The sequence below is a fragment of the Acinetobacter corruptisaponis genome, assembly GCF_030053775.1.
GTDB classification, from domain to species: Bacteria; Pseudomonadota; Gammaproteobacteria; order Pseudomonadales; family Moraxellaceae; genus Acinetobacter; species Acinetobacter corruptisaponis.
The window spans coordinates 531410-547232 of the sequence record NZ_CP125669.1; the positions used below are offsets into that span (position 1 = coordinate 531410).

Annotated in this window: 19 protein-coding genes and 1 pseudogene; 11 read left to right on the forward strand and 9 right to left on the reverse strand. The window is 39.5% G+C overall.

The window, feature by feature from the left end:
• Window positions 1-133 precede the first annotated feature (133 nt).
• Entirely contained in the window at window positions 134-316 is a 183-nt protein-coding gene (locus QLH32_RS02595; protein ID WP_279959986.1) for a hypothetical protein, read from the forward strand.
• A 46-nt stretch (window positions 317-362) separates the two neighbouring features.
• Here QLH32_RS02595 and QLH32_RS02600 read toward each other — a convergent pair whose 3' ends face one another.
• Both QLH32_RS02600 and QLH32_RS02605 read right to left on the reverse strand, forming a co-directional pair.
• Window positions 363-926, reverse strand: coding sequence for an FxsA family protein (locus tag QLH32_RS02600; RefSeq protein WP_267979605.1), 564 nt, complete (start codon window positions 924-926; stop codon window positions 363-365).
• A 187-nt stretch (window positions 927-1113) separates the two neighbouring features.
• Window positions 1114-1548, reverse strand: coding sequence for an I78 family peptidase inhibitor (locus tag QLH32_RS02605; RefSeq protein WP_283267954.1), 435 nt, complete (start codon window positions 1546-1548; stop codon window positions 1114-1116).
• A gap of 297 nt (window positions 1549-1845) precedes the next feature.
• Here QLH32_RS02605 and QLH32_RS02610 point away from each other — a divergent pair, with 297 nt between their 5' ends.
• Together QLH32_RS02610 and QLH32_RS02615 are read left to right on the forward strand one after the other, a co-directional pair.
• Window positions 1846-2169, forward strand: coding sequence for a transposase (locus QLH32_RS02610; RefSeq protein ID WP_432442297.1), 324 nt, complete (start codon window positions 1846-1848; stop codon window positions 2167-2169).
• Window positions 2170-2250: 81 nt separating this feature from the next.
• Window positions 2251-3476 (forward strand): annotated as a pseudogene (locus QLH32_RS02615) (IS3 family transposase).
• 96 nt (window positions 3477-3572) lie between these two features.
• Here the strand turns inward: QLH32_RS02615 and QLH32_RS02620 are convergent.
• A complete protein-coding gene (locus tag QLH32_RS02620; protein ID WP_283267955.1) occupies window positions 3573-4169 on the reverse strand; it encodes a nitroreductase family protein in 597 nt (198 codons plus the stop codon).
• Window positions 4170-4376: 207 nt separating this feature from the next.
• On the opposite strand from QLH32_RS02620, the gene QLH32_RS02625 reads away from it, so the two are divergent.
• Window positions 4377-5743 (forward strand): IS3 family transposase gene (locus QLH32_RS02625; protein WP_432442298.1). Its coding sequence is split into 2 segments (ribosomal slippage): window positions 4377-4910 and window positions 4913-5743, totalling 1365 coding nucleotides; the frame shifts between segments, so codons are not numbered across the junction.
• A gap of 63 nt (window positions 5744-5806) precedes the next feature.
• Here QLH32_RS02625 and ftsY read toward each other — a convergent pair.
• The 3 genes from ftsY to QLH32_RS02640 all read right to left on the reverse strand — a co-directional run bounded on the left by ftsY (window position 5807) and on the right by QLH32_RS02640 (window position 7847).
• On the reverse strand, window positions 5807-6928 hold the full coding sequence (ftsY, locus tag QLH32_RS02630) for a signal recognition particle-docking protein FtsY (RefSeq protein WP_283267958.1): 1122 nt from the start codon (window positions 6926-6928) through the stop codon (window positions 5807-5809).
• Window positions 6929-7047: 119 nt separating this feature from the next.
• Window positions 7048-7377 carry a hypothetical protein gene (locus tag QLH32_RS02635; RefSeq protein WP_283267959.1) on the reverse strand — a complete coding sequence of 110 codons (330 nt, stop codon included), beginning with the start codon at window positions 7375-7377 and terminating at the stop codon, window positions 7048-7050.
• A 107-nt stretch (window positions 7378-7484) separates the two neighbouring features.
• Window positions 7485-7847, reverse strand: a complete 363-nt coding sequence (locus QLH32_RS02640) for a hypothetical protein (protein WP_283267960.1) — start codon at window positions 7845-7847, stop codon at window positions 7485-7487.
• A gap of 227 nt (window positions 7848-8074) precedes the next feature.
• Between QLH32_RS02640 and QLH32_RS02645 the strand changes: the two genes are divergently transcribed.
• From QLH32_RS02645 to QLH32_RS02655, 3 genes are all read left to right on the forward strand, one after another.
• Window positions 8075-8308, forward strand: a complete 234-nt coding sequence (locus QLH32_RS02645; protein ID WP_004680917.1) for an SEL1-like repeat protein — start codon at window positions 8075-8077, stop codon at window positions 8306-8308.
• Window positions 8309-8580: 272 nt separating this feature from the next.
• Window positions 8581-8958 (forward strand): DUF2750 domain-containing protein, encoded by a 378-nt coding sequence (locus QLH32_RS02650; protein ID WP_267979612.1) that lies wholly within the window; start codon window positions 8581-8583, stop codon window positions 8956-8958.
• 137 nt (window positions 8959-9095) lie between these two features.
• Complete coding sequence (locus QLH32_RS02655; RefSeq protein ID WP_004758215.1) at window positions 9096-9527, forward strand: CBS domain-containing protein; 432 nt, start codon at window positions 9096-9098, stop codon at window positions 9525-9527.
• Window positions 9528-9591: 64 nt separating this feature from the next.
• On the opposite strand, the gene QLH32_RS02660 is transcribed toward QLH32_RS02655, so the two are convergent.
• On the reverse strand, window positions 9592-10806 hold the full coding sequence (locus QLH32_RS02660) for an aspartate aminotransferase family protein (RefSeq protein WP_283267961.1): 1215 nt from the start codon (window positions 10804-10806) through the stop codon (window positions 9592-9594).
• A 164-nt stretch (window positions 10807-10970) separates the two neighbouring features.
• Between QLH32_RS02660 and grxD the strand changes: the two genes are divergently transcribed.
• Entirely contained in the window at window positions 10971-11312 is a 342-nt protein-coding gene (grxD, locus tag QLH32_RS02665) for a Grx4 family monothiol glutaredoxin (RefSeq protein WP_004639270.1), read from the forward strand.
• A gap of 52 nt (window positions 11313-11364) precedes the next feature.
• Here grxD and QLH32_RS02670 read toward each other — a convergent pair whose 3' ends face one another.
• Window positions 11365-11688 carry a hypothetical protein gene (locus QLH32_RS02670; protein WP_283267964.1) on the reverse strand — a complete coding sequence of 108 codons (324 nt, stop codon included), beginning with the start codon at window positions 11686-11688 and terminating at the stop codon, window positions 11365-11367.
• A 79-nt stretch (window positions 11689-11767) separates the two neighbouring features.
• Here QLH32_RS02670 and QLH32_RS02675 point away from each other — a divergent pair, with 79 nt between their 5' ends.
• On the forward strand, window positions 11768-12196 hold the full coding sequence (locus QLH32_RS02675) for a guanosine-3',5'-bis(diphosphate) 3'-pyrophosphohydrolase (protein ID WP_283267965.1): 429 nt from the start codon (window positions 11768-11770) through the stop codon (window positions 12194-12196).
• A 51-nt stretch (window positions 12197-12247) separates the two neighbouring features.
• Window positions 12248-13168, forward strand: a complete 921-nt coding sequence (locus QLH32_RS02680) for a LysR family transcriptional regulator (RefSeq protein ID WP_267979616.1) — start codon at window positions 12248-12250, stop codon at window positions 13166-13168.
• Window positions 13169-13187: 19 nt separating this feature from the next.
• Here QLH32_RS02680 and map read toward each other — a convergent pair whose 3' ends face one another.
• Window positions 13188-13985 carry a type I methionyl aminopeptidase gene (gene map / locus QLH32_RS02685; protein ID WP_283267967.1) on the reverse strand — a complete coding sequence of 266 codons (798 nt, stop codon included), beginning with the start codon at window positions 13983-13985 and terminating at the stop codon, window positions 13188-13190.
• 355 nt (window positions 13986-14340) lie between these two features.
• Here map and brnQ point away from each other — a divergent pair, with 355 nt between their 5' ends.
• On the forward strand, window positions 14341-15642 hold the full coding sequence (gene brnQ, locus QLH32_RS02690; RefSeq protein ID WP_283267968.1) for a branched-chain amino acid transport system II carrier protein: 1302 nt from the start codon (window positions 14341-14343) through the stop codon (window positions 15640-15642).
• The last annotated feature ends 181 nt before the right edge of the window (window positions 15643-15823 follow it).

A 15823-nucleotide genomic window follows, 5' to 3' on the forward strand; every position in this document is an offset into this window, starting at 1 on the left:
TTCTTTCAAATTAACAAAATTTTATGTCAGTTTTGTGAGTGCATTGTTCTAAAAAACGTATTAGAAACGATATTATTTTGATCTTGCACAGCATTTGCTAGAATACATTTTTAATCATTTCGGATACATGGTTATGACTCAATTGATCAACAAGGGTGGATTTCGCGAACGTGCAAACCGCACTCGTAAATACAAACAATCTGAAAATGAATTAACGACACTGGTTCCAAACCAATATCGTGCTGGTTTAAAAGAAACAGACCAACATACCCAGCCAGAGCAAAAAAAGGACAGTCCATCTAAAAATGGGGCATAAAAAAGCACACTGTTTGAAAGTGTGCCTTTATTAAAATCAACGCTAATTAATTCACATCTTTAAATTCAATTTTCTTCTGCTCAGGTTTCACTTCACGTGCTTCCCCGTCGATCACAGTTGAATCACGATATTGCCCGCCACCTTGCTGGTTTTGCATATCCTGCATTTGACGCATAAGATCAGCAAATGGATTCTGTCCACCAGCCGCACCGCCGCCCATTCCACCCATCATTTGATCCATCATGGCTTGCTGACGCTTCGCCATCGTTTTCATGAGTGCATTGCGGAAAGCAGTTTGAACGGCTGGAATAAGCACCAGTACAGCCAGTACATCGGAAATCAAACCTGGTAACATTAGCAGAAAACCAGACATTGCAATTGCCAGCTTCTTGGTTACTGCTGGATCACCCCCAAGCTGTCCAGTCATCTGCATTTGCTGTAATTGCGGCATAATGTTGGAGGTGCTTGAGCGAACAAGGTTCAGACCAATGAAAAATGCAATGATGAACCAGAAAAAGACATACCACATACTTCCAACGAGGTCGCCCACGCCAATCCATACTAAAACTTCAGCAATTGTGCCAAATACCACGATAAGAAGTAGATTCATGTCAAATCTCAAAATTAAAAACTTGTGCAAAATACTGGTCAATTAGGCTGACACAATACATAAAATGAATTCAATAAATAAGTTGATGGGTACTTTTTTCAATTTATCAAGTGCTGTTAGTGTGAGCTGCATAAAAAAGCTCCCAATTAAATCATCGCTAATTGAGAGCTTAGGCTTTCTTTAAAGATCAACCACAGCTTGCATTGCTGATCTTTTTAGTTTGTGGATCAATGGTCACCGTCACACGATTTTCCCGATAATCCATTGTGACTGGTTGGTTTGGCCCAACACTACGAACAATTTCAGATTTGGTTTTTTGCTTGATTTGTTCTTCACTTAAACCTGACTGACCAATCAATTTTCGTGCTTCATCCGCCAAGCATTTGGGTTGATTAGCACGGAAGAATTCCCATTCTTCAACAACCTGACCATTGGCCAACTTACAATAGCCAACCTGACCATTGGCTTCATTTCTGATCTCTAACTGGCCACCCTGCTCTACACAAAACTTGCTTGCTGGATTTGCCATACCAATTTTTGGTGGAGTGAACTCTTTATCTGGAGTAGATGAACACGCTGTAAGTGAAGTCAGGATTAAACCTAAAAATAAAAATTTTTTCATAAGTTTATATTCTTGCAAAAATGTAAAGATAACAAATAAATCAAATTATTATGTCTATTATTTGAAACAATAAGATATTGTTCAAACTGTTTTAATAATTTTTGGGGTTGTCGTAGGACATATCCTCATTACAGATTAGAGGAATTATTTTTAGAGACTTACGATATCTCTCAAAGTTATTTTTATTTCTATATTTTTCAATGGCACGAACACTTTTCTCACCGATGATATCTGGTAGCAAATTCAAGATACAATGCGGTTGCATGGTTGTACTGCCTAAAGAACAATAGAAATATTATGGAAGCCATCTTGGGTAAACTACATACAGGTACCACATGGCATGATATTCCTCAATCCTTGATACGCCTGCATCAGCATGCGAGTGGAGCTCGGCATGGTTTCGAACAGGCAATTGGGCGATCATGCGGTAGACGAACAACAAAAATACATCTTGCAACTGACGCGAATGGATTACTGATTGATTTTAAAATCACAGGAGGTGAAGTCCACGAGATTCAAGTTGTAAAACGATTGGTTATCAGAATATTTGCTAAGAACAAGAAACTTCCCTCTTTGTTGATCCGTATAGCCTTTATATTTATTTGGCGCAAAGCCAAATGAAAGCACATCTAGTACAGTCCCTTTTTAATACTTAATAATGTCCCGTCCTAAAATAAGTTTACACACTAAGAGACTTATTTTATGGAACATGAAAGAGAACAACGAGTTAAACGAACTCAACGAGATTACAGCTTTGCCTTTAAAATGATGGTTGTCCACGAAGTAGAAAAAGGACAAATCACTTATAGGCAAGCTCAGGCAAAATATGGTATTCAATGACGATCAACAGTGCTGACATGGCTACGCAAGCACGGACAACAAGATTGGACTTCTAAAGCTATGCCGACCTCATCAAAACGCCAACTGCCCCCACAACAACGAATTCGCCAACTGGAAAAACAGCTATTAGCGGAAAAGCTCAAAACTGAATTTATCCAGGATGTGATTTATCACATAGACAAAGAGTGTGGGAGTGATCTTGGAAAAAAGTATACCGAGCACGTTTCAAAGATTGGCAAAGCCAAAGAAGACTAAACGTCTCACGTTATTGTGAGTGGGTTGGAATCACCCGACAGGCTTACTATCAATCGGAGAAGCGTGCTCAAATTATAGCTCAGAAAATCCAGCAAGTACTTGAACTCGTCATGGAGTATCGGTATTTAATGCCAAGTATTGGTACACGTAAATTATATTGGCTGATCAAACCGAAATTGCTCGAACAGGGTTTGAAGTTTGGTCGAGATCAGTTATTTAAGATATTGAAAGAACGTAACTTACTAATTCAACCCAAGCGTCGTTATACCAAAACTACCGATAGTAAACACTGGATGAAGAAACATCCCAATTTATTAAAGGATTGCTCTCCAATACAGGCAAATGAGGTCTTTGTTAGTGACATTACCTATGTTGAGAGTGCTGAGGGCGTGCATTATCTATCTCTTGTCACAGATGCTTATACCCGACAAATTAAAGGTTATAGGTTATCAAGTGATATGCGGGCCGAGAATGTTGTACAAGCATTACATATGGCAATGAAGCATATTAAAGATAGAGCAACAACCCTGATTCATCATTCAGACAGGGGTTCTCAATACTGCTCTGAATTATATCAATCGGCATTACAGCATTACGATATAAGTCCCTCAATGACAGATGGAGGAGACTGTTACCAAAATGCCTTAGCAGAGCGAATCAATGGGATATTGAAACAGGAATTCTTAACTACACGATGTAAAACGATGAGGGAGTTAGATCATTTAATTGCGGAATCCATAGTGGTTTACAACTGTTATAGACCACATTTAAGTTTAGAGATGCTTACCCCCGATCAGATGTATCAGAAAGCGAAAACCGAGCTAATTGCTTAACTCGGTTTTCAATGAAATACTGTCAATCTATTTCAGGACGGGACATAATATAGAAAAAAGAGCACTAAAGTGCTCTTTTTCACTACTAGTCTCAAATCAATTAAAAACTTTAAAACGTGCAGCATCATCCATATAGGTTTTTTCACCTGCTGGCGCTTCAATAGAACCAAATACAAGCTGGGCACGTAATTTCCAGTTTGCTGGAATATCAAAAGTTTCAGCCACTTCTGTATCAATAATTGGGTTGTAGTGTTGTAATGATGCGCCTACACCAATTTCGGACAATGCAGTCCAGGTTGCAAACTGGGCAATTGCACTTGAATGCTCTGACCATACTGGGAAATTATCAGCATACAATGCAAATTGTTCCTGTAAACCTTTTACAACATCTTGATCTTCATAGAATAATGCAGTACCAAAACCTGCTGCAAAGCTATCAATTTTTGCACTTGTACTAGCAAATGCTTCTGCTGGCACCATTTTACGCAAAGTCTCGCGCACAATTTCCCAGAACTTTGTATGAGACTCACCATATAAAGTCACAACACGTGATGTTTGTGAGTTAAATGATGATGGGCTATGTTTTACAGCTTCACGAATGGTTTCTTCAATTGTTGCCTGGTCAACTGAAAGGTTTTTACCAATTGCATAAATGGTACGGCGTGCTTTAATGCTATTTAAGAAGTTACTCATGTTGTTATTCCTACTTGTGCCCTTTTGGCGTTATCTTGGATTGAATGTAGTGTATAACGACATATTTTTTTGGAATAGACTAAAAAACATGACAGATCGTTTTATTTTCGAAACAATCTTATTTTTTATTCAAAATAAAAAAACTCCACATTTGAACTGCACCCCGAAAGTTGGACACTCTTAGTCTAATTTGAAGGGTGCTTTTTAATGGCTAAATACAGCAAAGCATTAAAACTGAAAGTTGTTCAGCATTACTTATCAGGTTATGGTTATCCAACAACCTCTAAGTTTTTTAATATTGACCAAAGTCTCGTTCGCCAATGGGTAGCTCAATATAATAAAAACGGTGAAGCAGCTTTTTCTGAAAAACAAAGACATCGGGTACTTTCTCTTGAAATTAAACTGGCAGTGATAGAGTCGGTTCAAACAGATGGTTTATCCGCTCGGGAAGCAATGATTAAATTCGACCTTAAAAGCCCATCACAGGTATTTAATTGGTTGCGTCAATATCGAGAGCACGGTATAGATGGATTAAAACCGAAGCCTAAAGGACGAACCAGACTTATGCCTAAACCGATCAAACTCTCTAAGGCAGACCAAGATAAAACCCAAAAAGAGTTACTGGAAGAATTAGCATATTTACGTGCAGAGAATGCCTTTTTAAAAAAGCTGAAAGCCTTAAGGCTGGAACAGGAAGCAAAAGAAGCTGCCGAACAGCAGCGCTTGCAAGACTTATATCAGGATTAAGGCAGACCTACTCATTAAAGCATTTATTACATGCAGCCAAGATGTCACGCAGTACTTACTATTACCATGTGCAAATATATAAACATGAAGATCAAGATTATGATTTGAAAAAGAAAATCAGGGTAATCTATCATCAGCATAAAGGAAGATATGGTTATCGTAGGATTACCCTTGCCTTGAGGAATTTAGGTTTGGTGATCAACCATAAGTGTGTTCAACGGCTGATGCAGTCTATGCAACTTAAATCACGTGTCAGAGCCACGAAATATCGCCCTTACAAAGGACAAGTGGGCAAGATTGCAGACAATGTATTACAACGTCAATTTAAGGCAGAACAGCCCAACCAGAAATGGGTAACTGATGTGACTGAGTTCAATGTTCGAGGTGAGAAGCTTTATCCATCACCAGTCATGGATTTATTTAATGGCGAAATCATAGCCTTTCACATTCAACGCAGACCAGTATTTGGATTGGTGAAAGATATGCTCAAGAAGGCTATAGATAAACTAAAACCTGATGACAAACCGATGATCCATTCAGATCAGGGATGGCAATACCAAATGCATTATTATCAACAACAATTGAAACAGAATGGCTTAACACAAAGTATGTCACGTAAAGGAAATTGTTTAGATAATGCCTCTATGGAAAGCTTCTTTGGAATACTGAAATCAGAGTGTTTTTATGGAGAAGAATTTAAATCCATTGATGAACTGGAACAAGTCGTGAAAAAATACATCCACTATTACAACCATGATCGAATCAAGGTGAAACTAAAAGGACTGAGTCCTGTACAGTACAGAACTCAGTCCTTAGAAACCACTTAATCAAACTGTCCAACTTATTGGGGTCAGATCAATTTTCATGGAGTCTTTTTTAACACAATTTAATTACTTATCCGTCTCAAACAACGCAGCAACGAAAGATTTAGCGGAGAAAGGACGTAAGTCATCAATCTTCTCGCCCACACCAATATAACGAATTGGCACATGAGTACGGCTTGCGATATTGAATAACACACCACCTTTGGCTGTACCATCCAGCTTGGTAATGGTAATACCAGTTAAACCCACTGCTTCATCAAAGAGTTGAACCTGATTAATGGCATTTTGACCTGTACCCGCATCTACAATCAGCATGATCTCATGTGGTGCAGTTGCGTCAATCTTCTGCATAACACGTTTAACTTTTTTCAGCTCTTCCATTAGGTTGGCCTTATTTTGTAAACGCCCTGCAGTATCGGCAATCAGTACATCAATGCCTTTGGCACGCGCACTTTCAAATGCATCAAAAATTACTGAAGCACTGTCCGCACCATGTCCTTGAGCCACTACAGGAATGTCATTACGCTCACCCCATATCTGTAATTGCTCAGTCGCTGCTGCACGGAACGTATCGCCCGCAGCAAGCATGACTTTCTTGCCCTCACCCTGTAAACGCTTGGCAAGCTTACCAATGGTCGTGGTTTTACCCACACCGTTGACACCGACCATCAAAATCACATAAGGCGATTTATTCGGGTCAATATGTAGGGGCTTTACACGCGGCGCAAGTAAGGCAACCAGTTCTTCCTGTAGAGCTTTATACAGAGCATGTGAATAAATCAGGTCTCCACGTGCAGTTCTTTCCGTCAAATTGGCGATAATGGTTTTGGTCGCATCTACACCAATGTCTGCAACCAGTAACTGCTCTTCGACCTCTTCCAGCAGTTCATCATCAATTTCTTTACCGCCGATCAGAATATTGACCATACCATCGGTAAAGCTACGACGGGTTTTGGTCAGACCATCTTTCATGCGGCCAAAGAAACCCGTGGATTTTGTGTCATCTTCCTCAACGACTGATATTGATGGTTGTTCTACAGGAGTAGGTGCAGGTGTTTCAACTGTGGTTTTTACAACTGGCTCAATAATGGGAACATCGACAGCAGGTAAACTCGGCAATGTGACATCATCATCACCGATGTCAGCATCTATCAAGAATTTATTTTGCATATTCGATTGCTGTTGCATGTCGATTCCTTGAGAATAAAGCAGCTTTTTAAAAAGATTGACAGTCTAGCACAAATTGTTTTCTTTTTCCCGACTGGGCCAAATCATTCATTTATAAATAAAAATGAGTCGATTAAAACTTACTCATCCTCTTGTTTCATTGCTGGATATTGTTTAATACGGTTTGATTCAAATTGATAGGCATTCAAAAGCTTTAGGTAGTCTACGCGACGAATACTGGAATGTCTTAAAATAACTATCGCCATGTGCTGTGTTCTGGGATGGCTGGCTTGTTGTGAAAACTGAATAACCTGTTGATATTGCATTGTATTGACAGGGCGTTGCAAGGCATTATAGGCAACGATAAAAATTGAAAAAATTATTATCGCGACCAGAATATTACAAAATTGATCGACTTTTGTCCCAAACCGAGACTTTAAAACCTGATGTTTAGAAAATAAAGACAACATAACTTACCTCAAAGCTATGAAGTAGTGTATGTGTCTGGTTCATTAAGGACAAGCCTAACGTTCAATAAGTCACAATGAAACAACTTATTGAACGTCCAGAAACTTTATCAATAATTAACCAAGGTACGGACAAAAGCGAAATATAGAATAAAAGCAATGATCACTAAGGTAATAAAAATTGCAAATATCCCTACACCGCTCTCTGCATCGGCTGGGTGCAATTCATCATCATCGGCAATATTTCTTAGCTCGCCATCATAAATCTTGTAAAAGCGGTCCTTTTGTTCAGGACTTAAATGGCTGGCAAAATCATATACACGCTTGCGCTGAGCCAGACAATAATCACCGAGATGAATTTCCTGATGGAAAATGGCTTCATCCAGTAATTTACGGTGATGATGAGCCAAAGTGATAATCTGGCTCTCTAATGGTGGCACATCAATACTTACACCATCAATTACATTTGACATATTGTTCTCCTTTTCTCTTATTCTGACTTTGATTTTACTTAAAATTATTTGCGACAAATGTTTAATCGTGTAAGCTTTTATTTACGAAATGACACGCAATATATTTGACAATTCAATCAATTTTGTCATAATACTTTAACAATTCAAAGTTAAAGTAGCTTAAATTCAAAGTAGAGTTTCTTTGAATAGAATTTGCGGTAATCATAATTAAAATAAGGAGTTATTATATGATTCAACATTTTACACACCATGAACTAGAGCATGTATATGCCAATGCGGTAAATACAATTCAATCACAAAAAAACTTTCAGGATGCAGTGAAAGAGCTTGAAGAAGTAGCGAAAGCAGGTCACGGCAAAGCGGCATTATTTTTGGCAGAGTTGTATTATCAAGGCTTCCGAGTCGAACGTGATTCCCTGAAAGCACAGTATTGGCAGAAGATGGCAACCCTACAAGCATAAAGAAACGTCACTTAGGTGGCGTTTTTTAATGCCTGCGCAAAATCCGTTCCTATCTTTTTATCCTATGTCATCGTTCGCCACTCCACATTCCATTTATCTTACACACTTCAAAGTGTTAATCGCATCAAAGTATCAATCACTTTATCTTGCTTATTTTGCATTTTCTTAATACATACAATATTTGCTTACGATTTAGATGAATTGTTTAAACATAAATGACATCTAAATTTCTTATAATAAAACATAAGTTTAAATAAGATCAGTTTAATAATATGTATCGGTTTAACCACTTTCAACCAGTATCACGTGAGTTGATGATTAAGATTTCAATTCTAAAAACAATGATGTATTGCGGTGTTCTTTGGGGTTTATATCATCAAGGCTGGGCAATCAAATCTGATCAGGACGGTCATGTCTTTCCTTTCTGGCTGAATGGTGTTCAAGCGCATCGTTATGCCAAGGCGCATTGGAAAAATTACACACCACGAAAAATCACACCAAAAGATTTTCATGAATCTTTATTGCCAACCCTAACCCGCCTACAAGTTGAGCCTGCTTTATTTAACTCGTCACATCGCAAATTCAAGCTTTCAACACAGCAAATGCAGCATTTCTTTTTTATGCAGCATCAACCTGTAGCGACTGCCTAAAGTTTCCATTGTTACAGTGATGACTTTTTAAACATTCATGAGAAAAAGTTATCATTGTGGCTCAATTAGGACTTTGCAATTAAAACAAATACCGTTAAGTTAAATGAAAATGACAATACAACACAGGTGGATAAACAATGACAATCGTTGCTCAAGTCATCAAGAATAAAGCAGTACAATCAATTTTTACAATCTCACCAAATGCGACTGTACTTGAAGCAATTAAAATTATGGCGGACAAAGGTGTGGGTGCACTGGTGGTTGCAGAAGATGAAAAAGTGGTTGGAATTTTCTCTGAACGTGACTATACCCGTAAGATCGCCTTGATGGAACGTACATCGGAAAGCACCCTTGTCTCGGACATTATGACATCCAAGGTCATTTCAGTAGGCCTCAACCATACGGTAGAGGAATGTCTACAGCTCATGACTGATCGCCACTTACGTCATTTACCTGTGCTGGATCAAGAAAAGCTGGTGGGTTTTATCTCAATTGGTGACTTGGTTAAAGCGGCAATGGAAGATCAACGTATCCTGATTGAACAACTTCAACAATATATCTCTGGTTAATTGTTTAACCATAAAAAAACAGGGCAATTCACTGTCCTGTTTTTTTATTCTTAACAACCCAGAACTATGCTGTTAGAAAGTTCTGGATTGCAGGAACAAGACGTTGCAACAACTCATCTGCCTGAGCTTGAGTCATGTTGAGTGGCGGTAACAAACGAACCACGGAACCAGCCGTGACATTGATAATCAATTTATATTGATCACGGGCAATCGCAACCACTTCAGCACAGTCTTTTGGTAGTTGAATACCAATCATCATACCAAAACCACGCACCTGTACATTGCAGCCAGCCAATTGCTCTCTGAGTTGATCCACGATATAGGCACCGACAGTGGCAGCATTTGCAACCGCATTTTCTTTTTCAAGTGTATCCAGTACTGTATATACCACACGCGACCCCAACACTGTGCCACCATAGGTTGAACCGTGACTGCCTGCACCCAGTAAACCTACCGCTTTACCCTGAGTCATCACTGCCCCAATTGGGAAACCATTGCCTAAACCTTTGGCTGTGGTCATTACATCAGGAACAATATTGGTGTGTTGATAGGCAAAATATTTACCTGTACGCCCATTTCCAGTCTGGATTTCATCCAGCATCATCAACCAGTTATGCTGGTTACATAAAGCACGGACTTCTTCCAGATAGCTAAAGCCTTGTGGCGCAGTGTTAACGCCACCTTCACCCTGAATCGGTTCAATCAGGATTGCAACAATATCAGGATGATGGATTGCCGCTTCCTGAATCGCTTCAACATCACCAAATGGTACACGGATAAAACCCTGAACTAACGGCGCAAAACCCTCCTGAACCTTTTTATTGCCTGTCGCAGACAAGGTTGCCAAGGTACGACCATGAAAAGACTGTTCAGCAACCAAAATCTTTGGATTGACAATCCCTTGTTGTGCACCAAACTTACGGGCAATTTTAATTGCACCTTCATTTGACTCGGCACCGCTATTGGAGAAAAAAATCTCTTCCATCCCAGAAACTTCAGCCAATTTCTGTGCAGCGGCGGTTTGCCAAGGAATTTCAAATAAGTTACTGGTATGAATCAAGGTTGCGGCTTGTTCAGCAATCGCCTCCGCTATCACAGGATGAGCATGACCCAATCCACATACAGCAATCCCCGTCAAGGCATCTAAATATTCTGTCCCATCCGCCGTATATAGATACGCCCCTCGTCCTCGTACAAAGCTGATCGCCTGGCGGCCATAAGTTGCCATAAGGTGTGTTGGTTGATCAGGTTGTACAGGAGCAAGAGTGATATTAGTCATAACAAACTCAATCTATCATTAGTTGTAGTGGAAAAAAGTTATATAAGCAAAAACTTGCGTAGATTGAAAGCATAAACTCACATTTATATAAGAAAAATCTTTAACAATAGCTCGTAAACTGTTTTTCAGTATATAATTTGGCAAGATTAGTTGAGGATCTATCTATGACGGAACAAGCGCGTGATACAGTAGCTTTAATTCGTGATCAAATTGCGAAACACCCTGTTTTACTTTACATGAAAGGCACTCCCCAATTCCCGCAATGTGGTTTTTCTGCGCGTGCAGTAGAAGCACTTAGCCAAATTGGTCGTCCATTTGCCTATGTAAATATCTTGGAAAATCAAGATATTCGTGCAACTTTACCTCAAATTGCCAACTGGCCTACCTTCCCACAGTTATGGATCAATGGCGAGCTCATTGGCGGTAGCGACATCATGCTTGAAATGTTCCAGAATGGTGAGTTAAAGCCATTGGTTGAGCAGTACAGTCCAGCGCCTGAAGCCTAAGCTGTAAAAGCAGAAAGCCAATCAAATGATTGGCTTTTTTAATTGCTTAAACTTACTGTTTACTAAAACCAACATAGCGGAACATTCCCTCCACGCCCAAATCTGCCTTGTAGATTTTCATTTCAGGATAGTTTGCCTGCGTCACAGTCATAAAAACATTCATGTTTGGATCTTCATGAATTTCATCAACGGACTGTGTTAAAACATCCTCAAAACGGTCTGCAATAAATTCAAAACCCAAATCCATTGCCATAAATAAAGTATGTTCACAAGGCTGAATATATTGTTCCTGCTCCCAGTCCAAAACAGCATGCTGGCAATATGGACATAAAATATTCTGGGTAGCATCGACAATATTGATGAGTTGATATGACATAATAATAAAGCATAAAGGATTTCAATCAGTTTAAAAGAATATGACACGCTAATCTATCTTGAATAGGAGGATTTAGCTGATGGCAACCCTTGAACAAGCCATTGCATTTGCAGCAAAACAACACACAGGCCAAGTTGATAAAGCCAATGTACCCTATATTTTACATCCATTGAGAGTCATGCTAAATGTACCTAGCATTGAACATAAGATTATTGCTGTTCTACATGATGTCTTAGAAGATACTGAGACAAGCATCGAAGATTTACAAGCGCTGGGATTCCAACCACACATTATCGAAGCAATCGTTGCACTGACCAAACAAAAAGGTGAGTCACGGATACAAGCCGCGCAACGAACTGTACAAAACCCTTTAGCACGTGTTGTGAAATTGGCAGATATCAATGACAATATGGACTTGTCTCGGATTTCATCGCCAACAAGCAAAGACTTTGAGCGACTAAATGAGTATAAACAGGTTCGGGATATTTTATTAGGCCAAAATGTTTAATAATCACTTTTCTACCAAACTTAATGACAAGAAGCTGGAGTTCATAGCGTAATGCTGACTGATTTAGATGATTTTTATTGCTTTGCGCTTGTGGTTGAGCATGGCGGCTTTAGTGCTGCTGAACGTGCAACAGACATTCCTAAATCAAAACTCAGCCGTCGGGTCTACAACCTTGAAGAACAATTGGGTGTCCGTCTCATTCAACGTAGTTCACGCCATTTTGCTGTGACAGACATTGGCATGGATGTCTATCGTCATGCACAGGTGATGATGAATGCAGCACAAGCCGCCCATGATGTGGTGAACCATTTAAGCAGCCAGCCACGTGGTGTCATCAAGGTCAGTGTTCCTGTGGATATTGCGCAGAATCAAATGGCAAAAATATTGCCCGCTTTCCTAAAAAAATATCCAGAAGTCCGTGTGCAGATGATGGTGAGTAACCGCCGTGTGGATGTCATTAATGAGGGCATTGATTTGGCGTTACGTGTGCGTTCCAAACTGGACGATGACCCGAATCTGGTCTTAAGACAATTTGAAGCCATTGAACAACGACTTTTTGCCAGTCAGGCCTATTTAAATGAGTTTGGTCATTTAACTACACCTGAACAACTCACTGAACATCGTATTATCAGCATGGCTGAAGAGCATCTTGACCAGCATTTTTTACTGTCAGGCCCAGATCATCAGCAAAAAAAAATCAAGGTCAACCCTGTGATTATGGGTTCGAATTTGTTGATGTTGGCAGAATTAGCCAGTCAGAATTGTGGGATTGCTTTATTGCCCGACAGCATTGCTCAGGGTTTTATTAAAACGGGGCAATTAGTAAAAGTCTTACCTGAATGGACTGCTCCACATGGAATTTTCCATGCAGTTTATCCATCACGTCGCGGTTTACTGCCAGCGGTTCGTGTATTTATTGACTATCTGGTTGAACAACTTACCTTATGTTCTACGATAAAAAGACCCGATTAATATCGGGCCTTTGCTGTATTTATGAAATAGCAGGATAATGCCCAGTTCCCTCTGGCCAAGGGGTAAGTAATTCAAAACCATCCTCTGTCACAGCAACCATATGTTCCCATTGGGCAGAAAGAGATTTATCCTGTGTAACCACCGTCCAACCATCACTTAACTCTTTCACCTGTGCCCTACCTGCATTCACCATCGGTTCAATGGTAAAGACCATGCCTTTTCTCAATACCATGCCCTGGCCTTTCTGGCCATAATGCAGGATATTCGGTTGTTCGTGGTAAACACGTCCAATGCCATGCCCACAATATTCACGGACAATACTATACCCCTGAGCTTGGGCAACAGATTGAATCGCATAGCCAATATCGCCTAATGTTGCTCCAGGCTTAACCGTAAGAATACCTGCCAGCATTGCATCATAAGTCGTTTCAACTAATTTTTTGGCTTCAGGGCTTGGTTCACCCACAAAGTACATCCGACTGGTATCGCCAAAATAACCATCTTTAATCACTGCCACATCAATGTTTAGAATGTCGCCCTCCCGCAAAATCTTTTTGGGAGAAGGAATGGCATGGCATACTTCTTCATTGACAGAAATACAGGTTGTTTTGGTAAAACCGTGATAACCCACATTGGCAGGAATAACCTGTAAAGTATTGATGATATAATCATTACATATATCATCTAAATATTCAGTTGAAACACCAGCCTTTATATAAGGACCAATCATTTCCAGAACTTGTGCCGCCAAACGACCCGAGATACGCAATTTTTCAATATCTTGTTCCGTTTTAATGGTCACAGTAGAAGCTCTCATTCGAGATATTCCTTATGTAAAAATCAAATTAATTTCGCAATGCAGAGCCGTTTTTTATGCTGCATTCAATATTTCAATAGTTTTACGCCTCAGCCCTCAAATCTTCAATCTTTTTACGACTGAAAGACACTTTTTATTTTACATTTAATTTCGACCAGCATCATAGGAAAAAGGTATAAGAAGCAATATTCTTTACTTTTAAAAACCTTTTCAAATAATTAAGTTTACCAAAGCTAATCCCATGATTTTAATCATTTCTTTTTAGACAAAAATAAACTGTTTTTCACATAAAATTGGTTTCAAATGACAGCATTTTTATTCTAAAATCCGCACTTTTATTTTGTACCTCCCCTTTATGAACCAACTTCGTACAGGAGATATTATCGCCTTAGGGTTTATGACCTTTGCACTGTTTATTGGTGCAGGCAATATTATTTTCCCCCCTATTGTTGCCCAGCAGGCTGGTGAACACGTATGGCTCGCTGCATTTGGTTTCTTAATCACCGCAGTTGGTCTACCTGTAATGACCATCATGGCCTTGTCACGTATGCAGGGCTCAATTGAGGTCATCAGTTCCCCTCTAGGTCGTTTTGCCAGCTTATTATTGACCATAGTCTGTTACCTATCCGTAGGTCCATTATTTGCGACGCCACGTACTGCCACCGTTTCTTATGAAATTGGTTTCGCGCCATATTTTGGTACATCCAGCAGTAGCCTCCTGATCTACAGTGTGATTTATTTTGCCTTTGTCGCCGCAGTTTCTCTTTATCCCAATAAACTGCTTGATACCGTCGGACACGTACTGGCACCATTAAAAATTGTTGCACTTGCAGTACTGGGCATCGCAGCCTTTGCCATTCCGACAGGTTATATCTCTCCACCGATTAACCATTATGTCAACAGTCCAGTTTCCGAGGGCTTTGTCAGCGGTTATTTGACCATGGACACCTTAGGAGCGCTGGTATTTGGTATTGTGATTATTCAGGCCATTCAGTCCCGTGGAGTAACTGATTCCAAGTTGATAACCAAATATGCAATTATCGCCAGCTTGATTGCAGGTGTAGGTTTAACCCTTGTTTATATCAGTCTGTTTAAACTCGGTTTAGGTAGCCATGAAGTCGCGGCAAATGCGGATAATGGCGCAGTCATCCTACATGCGTATGTACAGCATGCCTTTGGTGATCTGGGTTCATTGTTCCTGACTGGATTAATTTTTCTGGCATGTATGGTTACTGCGATTGGCTTAACCTGCGCATGTGCAGAGTATTTTAATGAATTAACTAGTTTACCCTATAAGTTACTGGTTTTTATCCTGATCGGATTTTCACTGTTAATTTCCAATCTGGGTTTAACCAAACTGATTGCGTTCTCTGTTCCTGTATTAAGTGCAATTTATCCGCCAGCAATCGTGGTGATTATGCTTAGCTTTTTCTGGAAACACTGGAACAAGCCATCGCTAGTTGTAGGTTCAGTGACCGCCATCGCTTTCCTTTTCGGCATTGTAGAGGCAATTAAAGCGGCTGGTTTTACAAAAAAGTTACCACAATTTATTGATCACTTACCATTAAGTGAACAAAACCTTGCCTGGTTACTTCCATCATGTGCCGTTCTTATGGTTGCAATTGCAATTGACCTATTATCAGGTAGCAAGAATTAAAAAGATTTGTCGTTAAAACAATGTTTTATCCAAACATCATTTTAGCTATACAAAGAATGTTCCTTTATCCAATGTGCATTTTCTGTTTACGACAAATCTTTATTTTTTAAGATATGTTAAGTCTGTAAAAAAGTAAAATAGCAATATTATTCATCATGTTAAAATTCTAAATCTTTCAAAA